The following is a 13806-nucleotide window of genomic DNA, read 5'->3' on the forward strand; positions in this document are numbered from 1 at the left end:
TTGCGATGGAATGCACCCTTCGGTTCCCCCGCGAGGGGGTCGTGCTCACCTACCATGGTGAGGAAGGCGACACCTGGGAGAAGGCGCTTCTCTGCCTCGGCGTAAACCCCGACATCGTGATCGTCTTCGTGGAAGGCCGTCCCGTAGCCCAGGACGACGAAATAAAAATAGATGAGGCCGAGATAGTCTCGACCTGTTCGCGTGGCTGATCAGGTGATTGGATCTTACTTGCTGGCGGTGACGAACATGTCGTCGACCCGCACCAGCATGCTCGCCATCTCGGCCGCCGAGAGGATCGCCTGCTTCTTCACCCGTGCCGGTTCAAAGACCCGCTCGGCCTTCATGTCCACGATCTCGCCGGTGTAGACATTGAGCCCGGCGTATTTCTCGCCGTGTGCATGAGCCGCCTTGAGGGCGACGATCTTGTCGATGGGGTCGAAGCCCGAGTTCTCGGCGAGGGTCTTGGGGATGTCCTCGAAAGCATCGGCAAAGCCTTCAAGGGCGATCTGGGTCCGTCCGCCGACACTTGCCGCGTACTCTCTGATCTTGAGCATCATCTCGGTCTCGACCGAGCCGCCGCCGACCACGAACGTCCCGTCCTCCAGGGCATCCTGAACAACCCGACGTGCATCCTCGACCGCACGCTCAAGTTCGTCGATGAGGTGCTGGGTCGAACCCCTCAGCAGGATCGTCGTCGCCTTCGGGTTCGGGCACTCGCCGATCGTGACCAGGTCGGCGTCTTCGGTCTGCTCGACATATCCTGCCGTGCCGATCATCTCGGGGGAGAGTTCCTGGACCTTGTTGACGATGACAGCGTGCAGGGCCTTGGCTGCAAACTTCATGTCCTTCTCGGGGACATCCTCGACGGCAAAGATCCCGTACTTCGCCAGGTAATACTGGACGGCGTCGGCGATCCCTTTCTGGCAGAAGACCACGTTGACTCCCGCCGCCTTGATTTCGTCCGCGAGTTTTCTGAGGTTCTCGCGCTCCTGCTCGCCGAAGGCGTTGAGCTGCTCGCTCTCCGAGATCTTGATCTTCGACTTCACCTGGGTCTTGGTGATCTCCAGGGGCTGGGCAAGGAGGGCGATCTTTGCGTTCTCGACCCTCTTTGGCATCGCGTCGGCGACGCGCTTCTTGTTGATGACGACACCCCTGATGAGTTCTGCGTCGTCCATCGTCTCGCCGACATCCTTGACGACCTTGACATCGTCCTCGTCGATGACGATCTTCCCGTCCTTCTCTTCGGCGACGGCCTTGACAGCGTCGACGATGATCCCTGCAACCTTATCCTTCACCGACTCGATCGACTTGCCGGTCATCGAGGTGGAGGCGATCTGGGTGAGGATATCCCGGTCCTCAGGGGTGACGGTGATGACCAGGCCCTTGAGGATCTCGAGGGCCTTGTCCAGACCCATCCGGTAGCCCTGGGCGACGATTGTCGGGTGGATCTCCTGGCCGAGCATGGTGCCGGCCCGCTCCATCAGGGCGCCGCCGAGGATGCAGGCGGTGGTGGTGCCGTCGCCGACCTCGTCGTCCTGGGTCTCGGCGACCTCGACCATCATCTTTGCGCCAGGGTGCTGAACCGAGAGTTCGTGCAGGATGGTGGCGCCGTCATTGGTGATTGTCACATCTCCGGTTGGGGAGACGAGCATCTTGTCCATGCCCCGGGGGCCGAGGGTGGTCCTCACGGCGGCGGCGATCGCCTTTGCCGCCATGATATTTGACTCCTGTGCCTCTGTCCCCTTGGTGCGTTCTACATTGTCACGTAAGATTACGACTGGCTGTCCAGCAAGCATGATAGAAACCTCCGATATCTCATTACTATGGATTAGAACTTCTATATATGCCGTTCGGTGTTGGCCCCGCCCTCTCCCTTCTCCACCTGAAAACCGGCTTCTGACAGGTCTGCCCGCGTCTTTCCGGGCAAAAAAGCAAAGGTCAAACCTCCCGGAGACAACCCTCTGGTATGCAGACAGACCGCGATCCCACCGCCGCCCTCACCAGACTGGAGTGCGGGATCCTCGCTGCCATCCTTCTCATGACCGTTGCTGTTGTCATCCATGTCGGGAACGGGGCGATCGGCGCCCCGGCCGGGATGGTGCTGGGCGCACTGGATATCTCTGGGCATGCCGTCATCATCGACGATCTCTATGGTCACGCCGACCCGGCCGAACCAGGCAGGATGGGCTCGGTCTCCTTCTCGATCCGCCTCTTCCCCGGTGACATGGGGGCAGTGGACATGGGGCAGGCGGCTGTCGGGTTTGCCACGAAGGCTGAAGAGTGGTCGCTCACGCGGGACGGCCCGACCCCCCCCGCATGGAAAGTCATCGAACGTGCCAATGTCCCGCTCTTCCACCCCGCCGATGACGACGACCTCCTCGAACCCGGCGAAGTATTCGTACTCCTGGCAACCCCCGGCCGTTCCCTCGGCTCCGGCGAGACCTTCACCGTCACGGTCGCACCCCCTGGCGGTATCGCCGCCTCGGCCGTCAGAACTGTCCCTTCGAGGGTGACCGGGGTGATGGAACTTGCATAAGACCGCTCTCGTCGTCGGCGGCGGAGTCTATGGGGCCACCTGCACCAGGCACCTCCTCGGCGAGGGATGGCAGTGTGTGGTCATCGATCAGGACTCGCTCTGCCTGGCCGCACGTTCTGTTCTCTCCGGCGGGACCGATGGGAAGGTCTCGTTTGTACGGGGCGGGGTGGCCGCGGCCCTCGACCACTTCACCTCCCATGTTCCCGACTACCTCATCCCCACGGTTCCCTTCCATCTCCTTGCCGCCCTTGTCTCGCGGGCCTGCGGCTTCGTCCCCTCGGAACTGGGCGCCAGTGCGACCGCCGCGGCGCTCCCCCCCGACCTCATCCTCTCCTCCTCCGGAGGAACCCTTGTCCTCTCGTATAATCGCGAAGGCTCATGCCTCCCCGTCTGCCCGGCCCCGTCAGTCTGTCCTGCAACCGGCGAGCACCGCACCCGTCCGCTGCACACTGTCCTCAGGCACGCCCTCCCGACTGCCTCGGTCCTGGAGAGCGTGCAACTTGCCCCTGGCGTCGGCGGTCTGCGGGGCGATGACGTCGCTGCCGTGCTTACCCGTGCGAGGGAAGAAGAGAATATCGTCGTCGGGACGGCCTGCCGGTGCCACGGGGTGGTGACGGCGCTGACAAAAAGAGGAGTTTAGTCGATCCTCGATACCTTGCAGAGCGGGAAGACCGGGACTCCCTCGACGGCCCTGACATCCCGCTTGTCGAAGAGCACCCAGATGGCCACCGGCCTCGCGCCGTGGGACCGCAGATAGTCGACGACCTCATGGAGGGTTCTCCCGGTGGTGATCACGTCGTCGACGATGACGCACGACCGACCGGCGACACCGGCGAAACTCCCTGAGACCGAACCCCTCTTCTTCTCAGCCGAACTGTGCTTGGCCGGGTGGTAGATGGCCAGGCGCGATCCCGTCTCTTCGGCGATGAGGGTGGCCAGCGGGACACCGGAGAGGGAGATCCCGACCACAGTATCGAACTCGGCCTCCTCGGGTCCGATGAGGGTGTCCCCGCTCTCGACCGCAGCCAGATACCGGTGGATGAGCATCCTGGCTGTCATATCGATCATTTCGGCATCGCTGGAAACGACTGTCCAGTCGATATGCACATCCTTTGGGGCCTCGGCCCCGGGCTGCTGGGTCAACAGCCAGGTCACCGTCTCCATCGAGAGGGAGAGTTCATCTGCGATCTGCTCCTGGCTATGCCCTTCGGAGAGGAGGAGCCGTGCCTTGTTGATCAGTTCGTCGAGGGAAGACATACCAAATTGGTCTGCGGACGGGTATATAACAGTTTGCGAAATCAAGGCGCTGTCCTGGATTTTCTGAAATAATGGAGATTTTCTGGCCGTTCCACAACATCCGGGATCATTTTCGCCAGTTCGTCCGCCTGAAAAAGATTGTCTGATGGCCCCTGAGCCTCACCGGCGTTTCCGCCTCACTTCGGCACCGCAGACCGGGCACTCGCCGGGCTCGTCGTAATACCGCCCGCACCCGGCGCACCGGTACTTCCACTTCACCTTCTTTGCCCGCCGCTGCTGGATCGGGTGAGTTTCGACCCCCAGGTTGATCGCCGCGTTCTGGACAGCGAAGTCGTCGGTGTACAGCACGCCCTCCAGGTCGCGGGCCAGGGCCAGCACCTCAAGGTCGGTCGGGGAGAGAACACTGATGTCCCGACTCAGTCCGGCTGCCGCCTCCGCGGCCCGCCGCGCCTCGGGCGAGGGCTCGGTCACGGTCAGGCCGGTAGCCAGCAGCGTCTCGTACCGACACTTTGCCCTGAGGTCGACGAGTTCGGCCACGACCCGCGGGGTGGTGTAGATCTCGCCCTCGTAGGGCCGGTCCACGAAGAAGGCGGTGGCGTCCAGGATAATTTTCATGCCGAGAACACCGCCGGAGAGGTGCCCGAGACCGTGACCTCACGGCCGAAGCGGGCAAGGAGTGCGCAGGCTGTTGCCGCGTGGCTGGAGAGGGCGGGAGCGGTGTACCGCCCGCCGGCCCGGGCCAGATAGATAAGGAGCTGGTCGGCCATATGGACATCGACCTGGCCGGGCGTCTCGATGGCGGCGAGGAGTTCCCATGCCGCCACCCGTCCCACCTTCTCGGCCGGCAACCCCCGTCGGCCCAGGGCCACCCCCCCCTTCGACCCGCACCAGGTCGTCACCGAGGTTCCGGTGCCGGGGCCTCCGGTCCGTACGATCTCAACCGGATAGTCGGGAAGGAGTGCTGCCGCGGCCTCAGCCTGCCGCTCGGCCACATGCTCGGGGAGGCCCTGCGAGCAGGAGATGATCCCCCGGCGTGGGGGCACGACCGTGAGGTCGAGCGGGCGCAGGGTGGAGGGTTCCACGCTGACCCGAACCCGGCCCCCGCCACGCGGGAAGTAGCCCCGGTTGAGGATCTCCATCCTGACCCTTGCCCCATGGGCCTGCAGGACCGGGAGCAGCACCTCGGCGCAATAGTCGATGGTCGGGCTCTTCTGGACCTCGGTCCCGCCGGAGAGAGTGATCGCCCCTCCCGTGGCCAGGGCCACCGGGAGCCAGGCCTGGAGGACGAGCGGGATACTCCCGGCCGTCCCGATCGCGATCTCGCCCCTGGCACATCGCAGTTCGCCGGGGAAAAATGTGAGCTCGGTGCTCCCGATCGAGCACCCCTGCATCTCTGCTCCGCAGGTGAGGGCCACCGCCCGCACCGCCGTGCAGTGCTGGGCCGCCAGTCCGGGCTTTGGGCGCCCTGCCCTGATATGGGTGAGCCTGAGCGGGGTGCCGGTCAGCGCCGCGAGGGCGACGGCGGTCCGTACCACCTGGCCGCCGCCCTCCCCCATCGACCCGTCGATCTCTAACATTTTCTGAGCGCTGCCGCGATACACCTGGCCGCCGAGACCTCAGAGCACGCCCGCTCGATAGTGTCCGAACAGATCACGCTCTTCACCCCCGCACTGCGGAGATGGACATAGGCCCCGCCGGTGAAGACACCGTGGACGCAGGCTGCGTGGACCGCCGCCGCCCCCTGCTCATAGAGCATCTTCGTCGCCGTCGCCAGTGTTCCACCGGTGGCGATGATATCGTCGACGATGACGACCTCTCTGCCTGCGACATCAAAGGTCTTGGGTTCCATCCTGACCTCCTCGCCGGAGAGCCGGGTCTTCTTGAGATAGTCGGTCTGCCACCCGACAGCTGCGGCGACTTCGGCCGCAAACTCCGCCGCACCCGCGTCAGGTGCGAGGATCAGGGGGTTCTCGAAGCCCTTCGTCTTGAGGTGCTCCCCGACCTCCTGGGCCAGGGAGAGATCATGGGCCGGGCAGTCGAAGTATCGGGCGATGTCCCGCTCATGGATGTTGACGGTGATCACATCGGTGACCCCCCTGGATAGTGCCCGTGCCGCCACCCTGGCGCTCACCGGCTCCCCGTCCTTGAATTTCTTGTCCTGCCGTGCGTACCCGAGGTACGGGATGACCAGCGTGTTGGTGGTCGTCTCACAGGCGTCGACGAGGAGCATCAGCTGGATGAACGCATCGTTGTCGGTGACACTCCCGACGATCACGGTTTCGTCATCGAGAGGGTCGAGGACCTGCAGGTAGAGCTCCCCATCGGGGAAGCGGGCAAAGCGTGTGTCCGCCACCTGGACTCCGAGTTCGTCGGCGATCCGGACAGCGAGAATCTGGGATTGTTCTGTGCATACGACCTTCATTTCGGGTATTTCCTCCAGCTGAAACTACTTAAACTATCATGAAAATAGTATTTAAGTATCATTGCCCAATGAGGTTGCACCAATAATGGAAATGACTGATTCTGACATCCTTGAGAAGAATGCGGACGAGGATCTCCTCCTTGATTCAGGAATCTCCGACTCATCGGAGATCGAGGTCCCTCCCCGGCTGATCGACCAGGTGATCGGCCAGGAGAACGCGGTGGAGGTGATCAAGAAAGCGGCCACCCAGCGCCGGCATGTGATGATGCTCGGTACCCCGGGTACCGGCAAGTCGATGCTTGCCAAGGCGATGGCCGAACTCCTTCCCAAAGAGGAGCTCAAGGACGTTCTCGTCTATCCGAACCTCGAGGACTCCAACAACCCGGTGATCAGGACGGTTGCCGCCGGCCGGGGCAAACAGATCGTTGCAGCTCACAAGGCCGAGGCGGCAAAGCGCAAACAGATGCGCAACACGCTGATGATGCTTCTGGTCTTTGGCATCCTGGGCTACTCCCTCATCACCGGTCAGTGGCTGATGGGTATCATCGCGTCGGCCTTCGTCTTCATGGCCCTTCAGTACATGCGGCCGCGTGAGGAGATGATGGTTCCGAAACTTCTGGTATCCAACGAGGCGGACACCACCGCCCCCTTCATCGATGCCACAGGTTCGCATGCGGGTGCCCTTCTTGGCGACGTGCGCCACGACCCCTTCCAGTCGGGCGGGCTGGAGACTCCTTCCCATGACCGTGTCGAGGCCGGGGCGATCCACAAGGCAAACGGCGGTGTTCTCTTCATCGACGAGATCAACACCCTCACCCCTCACTCTCAGCAGAACCTCCTGACCGCCCTGCAGGAAGGGCAGTTCTCGATCACCGGCCAGTCCGAACGCTCGAGCGGGGCGATGGTCAGGACCGAGGACGTGCCCTGCCGGTTCATCATGATCGCAGCCGGAAACCTGGACGCGATGCAGGGGATGCACCCGGCGCTGCGGTCCAGGATCCGTGGCTATGGGTACGAGGTCTACATGCAGGACACGATGGTCGACACCCCGGAGAACCGGAAGAAGTACATCAGGTTCATCGCCCAGGAGGTCAAGAACGACGGCAAGATCCCGCACTTCGATCGTTCTGCCATCGAGGAGGTGCTCAGGGAGGCGCAGCGCCGGTCCAACCGGAAGGGCCACCTCACCCTGAAACTCCGTGACATGGGCGGGCTGATCCGGGTGGCCGGCGACATCGCCAGGCAGGACGGGGCCGAGAGGACCACGGCCGAGCATGTGCTCAGGGCCAAGGGTTCGGCACGCTCGATCGAGCAGCAGATCTCCGACGAGTACATCCAGAGGAGTCGCGACTACGACCTGACCGTCGTCACCGGCACCGAGATCGGGCGGGTGAACGGGCTTGCGGTGATGGGTGCCGACTCCGGCTCGGTCCTCCCGATCATGGCCGAGGTCACCCCGACGCAAGGGGCGACCGGTGCGGTCATCGCAACCGGTCAGTTGAAAGAGATCGCTCAAGAATCCATCAAGAACGTCTCTGCGGTCCTCAAGAAGTTCACCGGCAAGGACATCAAGAACATGGACATCCATGTCCAGTTCATCGGGACTTACGGGGGGGTGGAGGGCGATTCGGCTTCCATCTCGGTGACGACTGCAGTGATCAGCGCTATCGAGGGGATCCCGGTCAGGCAGGACGTGGCGATGACCGGGTCGCTCTCGGTCCGCGGCGACGTCCTGCCCATCGGCGGGGTCACCTACAAGATCGAGGCCGCGGCGAAGGCCGGGATCAAGACGATCATTATCCCGCGGTCAAATGCAGGCGATGTCCTCATCGAGGACCGATACCGCGAGATGGTCGAGATTGTCCCGGTCGATCATATCGAGGAGGTGCTTGAGACGGCGCTGGTCCCGCAGAACCGCGAACTCTTCCTGGACAAACTGAAGAAACTCGCCGCCAGACCGGTGAAGAAGGCGCTGGAGTCTTCTTCCAACATCGGCGGCAGACAGACGGCAGCGTGAAACGATGGAGAGCGTTCGTTACTATGACGTCCGCCATGTCCACGGTTCCTCAACCCATGTCGATATCGACAACGGGATCGTGGAGTCGGCGGGCACCAGCTATTTTGACCATGCAGTGGTCAGGGTGCTCGGCCAGAAGGGTTGGGGCGTCCTGACCCTGGATGCCTTCGACCCCGAGGCCCCGCTGAAGCCCCTCATTGAGAGGGGGTTGCGCCTCGCCGCACTCACCGGCGAGGAGGTCGACCTTGCCACCGCACCCCGTCAGGTGCTCGGAGTGCCCGGCGTGGCCGAGGATCCGCGGGAGATCTCCCTTGAGGAGAAGACCGAAGTCCTCACCGGGATCGAGGCGGCCGCCCGCCTGCCCGGGATCGTGAACACCCGCGCCCGGTATGCCGAGGTGATCGAGGCGGTGCGGTTCTTCGATTCCTCAGGGACCGAGTGCTCGTACGAGATCCCGCGTTGCGGTTTCTCGGTGACGGCGGTCGCCGCCAGGGAGGGGGAGATGCAGATGGGCCGCGAGAGCGAATACACCATCCTCGGTTTCAACCTCAGGCACCGCCAGGAGATGGGAGCGAAGGCGGCCGGTACGGCCGCCGCCCTCCTCGACGCGAAGGCGGCGAAGGGGGGGAGGATGCGGGCGGTTCTCGATCCCGAACTTGCGGGAGTCTTCGCCCACGAGGCGATCGGGCATGCAAGCGAAGGCGATCTGGTCCAGGAGGGATCCTCGGTACTGGCCGGGCGGACCGGCGAACGCATCGGCGCTGCCGGCCTCACGATCGTCGACGACCCCACGCTCCCTGAGTTCGGGTTCGAACCGGTGGACGCCGAAGGGGTCGCCGTCGGCCGGACTGAACTGATCAAGGACGGGCGGGTGAACGCCTTCATGCACTCCCGCCAGACCCTGGCGGCGGTCGGTAACGGCGTCGCAGGCCATGCACGGGCCAGCGCCGGCGACCCGCCCCTCGTGCGGATGAGCAACACCTTCATCCAGGAGGGGGACGCCTCGTACGACGAGGTCGTCGCCGAGTGCCGGGACGGGATCCTCCTCAAAGGTTCCCGCGGTGGCCAGGTCGATCCTGGCCGCGGGGTCTTCCAGTTCAATGCCGAGTACGGCTACCTGATCGAGGACGGCGAACTCGGAGCAATGGTGCGCGATGTCTCGCTCTCGGGCGAGATCCTGGGAACGCTCCATGCGATCGCCCTCCTCGGCAACGACCGCGAGATGCACCAGGGCTACTGCGGCAAGGGCGGGCAGAGCGTCCCGGTCAGTGACGGTTCGCCCCATGTCCTCCTTGAAAACGCGATGGTGGGTGGCAATGGAACTGATTGAGAAGATCCTGGAGTACGGCAGGACGCGGGCAGACGAGGTGGAGGTCTATGTCTCGGAAAGCGAGTCGGTCTCCGCCGATCTGAAGAAGGACCGGGTCGAGAATGCCGGTGGATCGCAGGCGTTCGGGATCGGGATCCGGGTCATCGATCACGGTCGGATCGGGGTCTCGGCGACGAGCAGCAAGGGCGAGTGGCGGGCCTGCCTCGACGCCGCCCTTGCAAGTGCGAGACTCGCCCACCCGCAGGAATGGAAGAGTCTGCCGGGGCCGGCGGCCCTGCCTGACGTCCCGGCGATCTTCGACGCTTCGCTCTCCCTTGATCCCGAGTGGTGCCGGACGGCCCTCGAAGGGATGCTTCATGGGGCGGAAGAGCACGACGCAGCCGTGACCGGGGGCGGGGCCTCGGTCGGGCGGGGAAAGGAGACCGTTGCCAACACCTCGGGCGTGCTGTACGAGCAGGAACGGACGAGCGCCGGGTGTTCGCTGGAGTGCATCCACGAGCAGTCGACGGGGTACGAGTTTGACGCTTCCTGCTTTGCCGGCGAGATCGATCCGGTCCGGGTCGGAAGAGAGGCGGCCTTCTTTGCCGAGCACAGTGCGGACGGCGAGGAGATCGAGACCGGCGACTACGATCTTGTCCTCTCTCCGGTCGCTCTCTCTCAACTCCTGGGCTATGTCCTTGAGCCGGCCCTCTCGGGGAGAAATGTCCATGCCGGTCGGTCATGGCTTGCCGGGAAACTCGGTGAGGTCTGCATCGGCGAGGAGATCTCGGTCTACGACGATCCCCTGGACGGCGGCCTCTCGAGCACGAGGTTCGATGCCGAAGGGATACCGGCACGAAAACTCACGTTCTTCGATCACGGCGAGTTGCGGAGTTATGCCTACGATCTCAGGACTGCCTATCGCTATGGGGCCGAGAGCACCGGTTCGGCGGTCCGCGGCGGTGCAGGTGGCGCCCCTGCCATCGGGATCCACACCCTGGTCATCGACGGGCCCAGGGGCACCGTCGACGATGACCGTGCGGTCTATGTCCACGACGTCGTCGGGGCGCACACCGCCAACGCTCTTACCGGCGACTTCTCGGTCGAACTCTCCAACCCCTCCTGGGTGGAGGACGGGGAGTTCACTGCGCCGGTGAAAGGGGCGATGTACGCCGGGAACGTCTTCGACCTCCTCGGCGAGGTCGTCGCCCTCGGCAGGAAGGAGCGGTCGGTCGGCGGGGCCGTCCTGCCGGCGGTAAGGTTAAGTGGCCAGCGTCTGATTGGTAGATGAGATGATTGAGACAATCCTGTTGATCGTCCTGATGATCGTGGTCGCCGCCGTCCTCTACTACTTCCTCAAAGAGGGGATGAAGTTGGTCATCAACGCCGTCGTCGGACTTGTTGTCCTCTATCTCATCAACCTCTTTGGCCTGATGAGTTATATCGGCGGCAGCGACCTTTCGATCACCTGGGCCTCGGTGATCATCTGCGCCCTCGGCGGGGTGATCGGGGTGGTCCTCCTCGTCGTCCTCGACCTCGTGGGGATCACCGTCTGAACGGGTTCTCTTTTTTTTGGCTCTGTTGAAGATCTCTTTTGGAGTGTGAACGGTAGAGGATGATCACGCCCCGGCGCGTATGGTATGGGAAGGCGTGATGATCCGACGTGCCGCCCTCAATCACAGAATCTTCGCGCCATCTCGCGTCGGGGGCAGACCCCCCCGGGGCATCCGGGACAGGTGCCCGGCGGTACGTCTCATCGACGCCGCGGTGGCCGAAGAGCGGTACGGGATCGAGATGAAATGCCGGGAACATTGGACCCGACCTTTTCACCCTCGCGCCCGGTTCGCGCCAGGCGGGTGACAACGTGGCGGCCGAGGAAAAGAGTTGATCCTTACCTGGATTCGTGTACAGAGTACATAGAGAGAAGTGTGTACAGGTACCCCTGATAATTTGCACACGATCCGGAGAACACCCGGCACCGGTGATCGTGAGGTAAGTCTCCCCGACTGTGATCCGGGCGCGAGTGGAAACAACATGGAAAACCTTGCATGCGCGCCTCGATCACCGATCGAAGGCTGATTATGAGTTATCGTCCGGTGTAAACCGGGCGCGAAGAAGAAAATAACTCTCTGGCCCTGTAAAACTCCTCTCCATTTTCCTGGATCCAGTATAATTCAACCGCCTCCCCACATCGATCGCGCCGGGGGAAACCCCTGGAACCCCCCACGGACAGAGGATCTGCAGGGGTGGCACAATGCTTGATTTCTGTCCGCTCCTCGGCCGCAAGGAGAAGGATCGATCCCTCCATGCCCCAGAGATCTGCAACGAGAAATTTTCATTGCGTATGCTTGGGGCGTGCTCTCGACTCATGCTCAATTACTATGAAAATGATCCAGAAGATCAACTCAGTAGGTATGAATGAGGATTTGACCGCTCAAAGCCCCACATAGACTTGATACACAGAGTACAGAGTCACTCTCTGAACGATCGGCCCTCTGCCTTCCCGGCCCTATCTTCATCCCGGGGGTCCGGGGGCAGTGCCCCCGGCGCGAGCGTGAGGGAAGGCACGTTGATCGGAAGATCTCCAGAATAATTTTCATCCCGTATGCTTGAGGCGTACTTTCCCTTCATGAGTGATTCAACAGGGCCCGAAAAAATCAAAAATTCACGATGGATCGAGGCATTCTCTCAGGCCATCCCTCTCTTGATGATGATTCAGAAAACATTCGCCTCAAAGTAAACCTGCACCTGGTCCCTGAGAAGTTCGTAGGGTTTAACTCCCCTGGAGTGATCTGAGCCCCGCATCTTTGCGACCTCGACGGCCGGGTGGACCTCGGCGAGTTTGTTGGGCCTGACGTATCTGAGGAGGATGACGGTGTCGGCCATGTACTCGACGAGGGCGTATTTGCTTGCGTACGAACTGTTCTCTCTGGTCTCGGAGGTGAGGATGAGGGTGCACGCCTCATCCCGCATGATCTCGATGAACCTGAAGAGTTCCTTTCTCCGCGTCGCCTCGTCGGTGAAGAGGCCCTCGAAGAGTGAGATGGGGTCGATGATCACTCGCTGAGCACCGATCTCCCGGATCAACTGGGGGAGTTCGTTTTTGAGGTGGTTGATCGAGAGGGTGAAGTCGGTAGGGTCGAGTTTGACCACATAGATCGAGGTGTTCCTGACCTCTTCGATGTCCCACCCTTTCCGCTCCATGTCCTGGTAGAGCATCTCCTCGCGCTCGTCAAGGGAGATGTAGATGACTTTCTCCCCGTTTTTCAGACCCTCGTGCGCAAAGTGGAGGGCGAGCGTCGTCTTCCCCGTGCCATAGGTTCCGATGATCGAGCAGATACTTTTTTCCAGCAGTCCGCCGCCGAGCATCTGGTCGAGCCCATCGATACCGAATCGCACCCGCGGAGAGTCTGCGGTCATACGACCACCCTGATATTGGAGACCTCGAACCCGCTTCCGGGCGTGATCTTCACGGCAAACTTGACCAGGTCACGCTCTTCCAGGTGGGGCATCACGCCCCTGAACTTCTGGACATACATCGTTCGCTGCCGTCGCATCCCCTGCAGTTCCTCCCATCTGAAGAGGATGACGGCGTCGGCGGAGTCCATCACTTCGAGTTCGTGCGGCCTGGAGAGCACGCCCTGGGCCAGGGGCAGATAGATCACCGATCCCCACCGCTTGGCGACCCGCTGTATGCCGTGGAGGAAACCGGTGAACGCCCGCCAACGCTCCTGGGTGTCGGCCTGGGTGGCGAGTTCGGTGAGAGAGTCGACGATGATCACACTCTGCGGTGCGGTCTCTGAGAGAAGCCCTGCAAGGCTGGCGAGGATATCATCGCGGTGGGAACGCTGGTGCATCCTGGCAACGATGTCGACGTTCTCCGAATACCACTCGACCGGGACGATGCTGGAATCAAAATAGATCTCAGAGAGATCTTCGAACCTGACACCCTTCTCGATGATGGGATAGATCTCAGGACTTACCGAGAGAGCGACCTCTCCGAGGATGTCCTCTCTGACCCTGGTGATCGTGATGTACACCACCTCGCCGTCGATCCCCGGAGCACTTCCGTTCCCGCTGTTTGTCTTCAATTTTGCGAGAGAAATTGCGGATGTCCTGATAAAGTCGGTCATCCCCGATCCAATGTCGCCGAGAAGAAGGACCACCGAGCCGGGCGGGACGCCGCCCTCCAGCACCGGGTCAAGAGAAGGTATGCCGGTGGGGATCTTGAGATCTGTCTGTCTCCACATCAGTCCTCTTAACAT

At 62.4% G+C, this 13806-nt stretch carries 14 protein-coding genes; 7 read left to right on the top strand and 7 right to left on the bottom strand.

Features of this window, described 5'->3' with window-relative positions:
• Window positions 1-5 precede the first annotated feature (5 nt).
• On the top strand, window positions 6-209 hold the full coding sequence (locus RJ40_RS09060; RefSeq protein ID WP_265580532.1) for a thiamine S protein: 204 nt from the start codon (window positions 6-8) through the stop codon (window positions 207-209).
• Window positions 210-224: 15 nt separating this feature from the next.
• Here the strand turns inward: RJ40_RS09060 and thsA are convergent, their stop codons facing one another.
• On the bottom strand, window positions 225-1796 hold the full coding sequence (thsA, locus tag RJ40_RS09065) for a thermosome subunit alpha (protein ID WP_265580533.1): 1572 nt from the start codon (window positions 1794-1796) through the stop codon (window positions 225-227).
• Window positions 1797-1966: 170 nt separating this feature from the next.
• Between thsA and RJ40_RS09070 the strand changes: the two genes are divergently transcribed.
• A complete protein-coding gene (locus RJ40_RS09070; RefSeq protein ID WP_265580534.1) occupies window positions 1967-2536 on the top strand; it encodes a hypothetical protein in 570 nt (189 codons plus the stop codon).
• Window positions 2529-3176, top strand: coding sequence for a hypothetical protein (locus RJ40_RS09075; RefSeq protein ID WP_265580535.1), 648 nt, complete (start codon window positions 2529-2531; stop codon window positions 3174-3176). The genes RJ40_RS09070 and RJ40_RS09075 overlap by 8 nt, the downstream gene beginning before the upstream one ends.
• Here the strand turns inward: RJ40_RS09075 and RJ40_RS09080 are convergent.
• The 4 genes from RJ40_RS09080 to RJ40_RS09095 form a co-directional block, all read right to left on the bottom strand.
• The gene (locus RJ40_RS09080; RefSeq protein WP_265580536.1) at window positions 3173-3793 is read right to left on the bottom strand and encodes an orotate phosphoribosyltransferase-like protein; all 621 of its coding nucleotides are present in this window, start codon (window positions 3791-3793) and stop codon (window positions 3173-3175) included. The genes RJ40_RS09075 and RJ40_RS09080 overlap by 4 nt on opposite strands.
• 159 nt (window positions 3794-3952) lie before the next feature.
• A complete protein-coding gene (locus RJ40_RS09085; RefSeq protein WP_265580537.1) occupies window positions 3953-4408 on the bottom strand; it encodes an NOB1 family endonuclease in 456 nt (151 codons plus the stop codon).
• Window positions 4405-5370 (bottom strand): RNA 3'-terminal phosphate cyclase, encoded by a 966-nt coding sequence (gene rtcA / locus RJ40_RS09090; protein ID WP_265580538.1) that lies wholly within the window; start codon window positions 5368-5370, stop codon window positions 4405-4407. The genes RJ40_RS09085 and rtcA overlap by 4 nt, the downstream gene beginning before the upstream one ends.
• On the bottom strand, window positions 5364-6215 hold the full coding sequence (locus tag RJ40_RS09095; protein ID WP_265580539.1) for a ribose-phosphate diphosphokinase: 852 nt from the start codon (window positions 6213-6215) through the stop codon (window positions 5364-5366). Before RJ40_RS09095 ends, rtcA begins: the two co-directional genes overlap by 7 nt.
• A gap of 85 nt (window positions 6216-6300) precedes the next feature.
• Between RJ40_RS09095 and lonB the strand changes: the two genes are divergently transcribed.
• Genes lonB through RJ40_RS09115 form a run of 4 tightly spaced genes read left to right on the top strand, consistent with a single transcriptional unit; the run spans window position 6301 to window position 11097 of the window.
• Window positions 6301-8232, top strand: coding sequence for an ATP-dependent protease LonB (gene lonB / locus RJ40_RS09100; RefSeq protein WP_394357379.1), 1932 nt, complete (start codon window positions 6301-6303; stop codon window positions 8230-8232).
• Window positions 8233-8236: 4 nt separating this feature from the next.
• The gene (locus RJ40_RS09105) at window positions 8237-9562 is read left to right on the top strand and encodes a TldD/PmbA family protein (RefSeq protein WP_265580541.1); all 1326 of its coding nucleotides are present in this window, start codon (window positions 8237-8239) and stop codon (window positions 9560-9562) included.
• On the top strand, window positions 9549-10832 hold the full coding sequence (locus RJ40_RS09110; RefSeq protein ID WP_265580542.1) for a TldD/PmbA family protein: 1284 nt from the start codon (window positions 9549-9551) through the stop codon (window positions 10830-10832). Before RJ40_RS09105 ends, RJ40_RS09110 begins: the two co-directional genes overlap by 14 nt.
• Window position 10833: 1 nt before the next feature.
• Window positions 10834-11097: a pro-sigmaK processing inhibitor BofA family protein gene (locus tag RJ40_RS09115; RefSeq protein WP_265580543.1), complete on the top strand. Its 264-nt coding sequence runs from the start codon at window positions 10834-10836 to the stop codon at window positions 11095-11097.
• A gap of 1159 nt (window positions 11098-12256) precedes the next feature.
• Here the strand turns inward: RJ40_RS09115 and RJ40_RS09120 are convergent.
• Together RJ40_RS09120 and RJ40_RS09125 are read right to left on the bottom strand one after the other, a co-directional pair.
• Window positions 12257-12961 carry a KaiC domain-containing protein gene (locus tag RJ40_RS09120; protein WP_265580544.1) on the bottom strand — a complete coding sequence of 235 codons (705 nt, stop codon included), beginning with the start codon at window positions 12959-12961 and terminating at the stop codon, window positions 12257-12259.
• Window positions 12958-13791: an RAD55 family ATPase gene (locus RJ40_RS09125; protein WP_265580545.1), complete on the bottom strand. Its 834-nt coding sequence runs from the start codon at window positions 13789-13791 to the stop codon at window positions 12958-12960. Before RJ40_RS09125 ends, RJ40_RS09120 begins: the two co-directional genes overlap by 4 nt.
• Window positions 13792-13806 lie beyond the last annotated feature (15 nt).

The organism is Methanofollis aquaemaris (genome assembly GCF_017357525.1).
Lineage (GTDB): Archaea > Halobacteriota > Methanomicrobia > Methanomicrobiales > Methanofollaceae > Methanofollis > Methanofollis aquaemaris.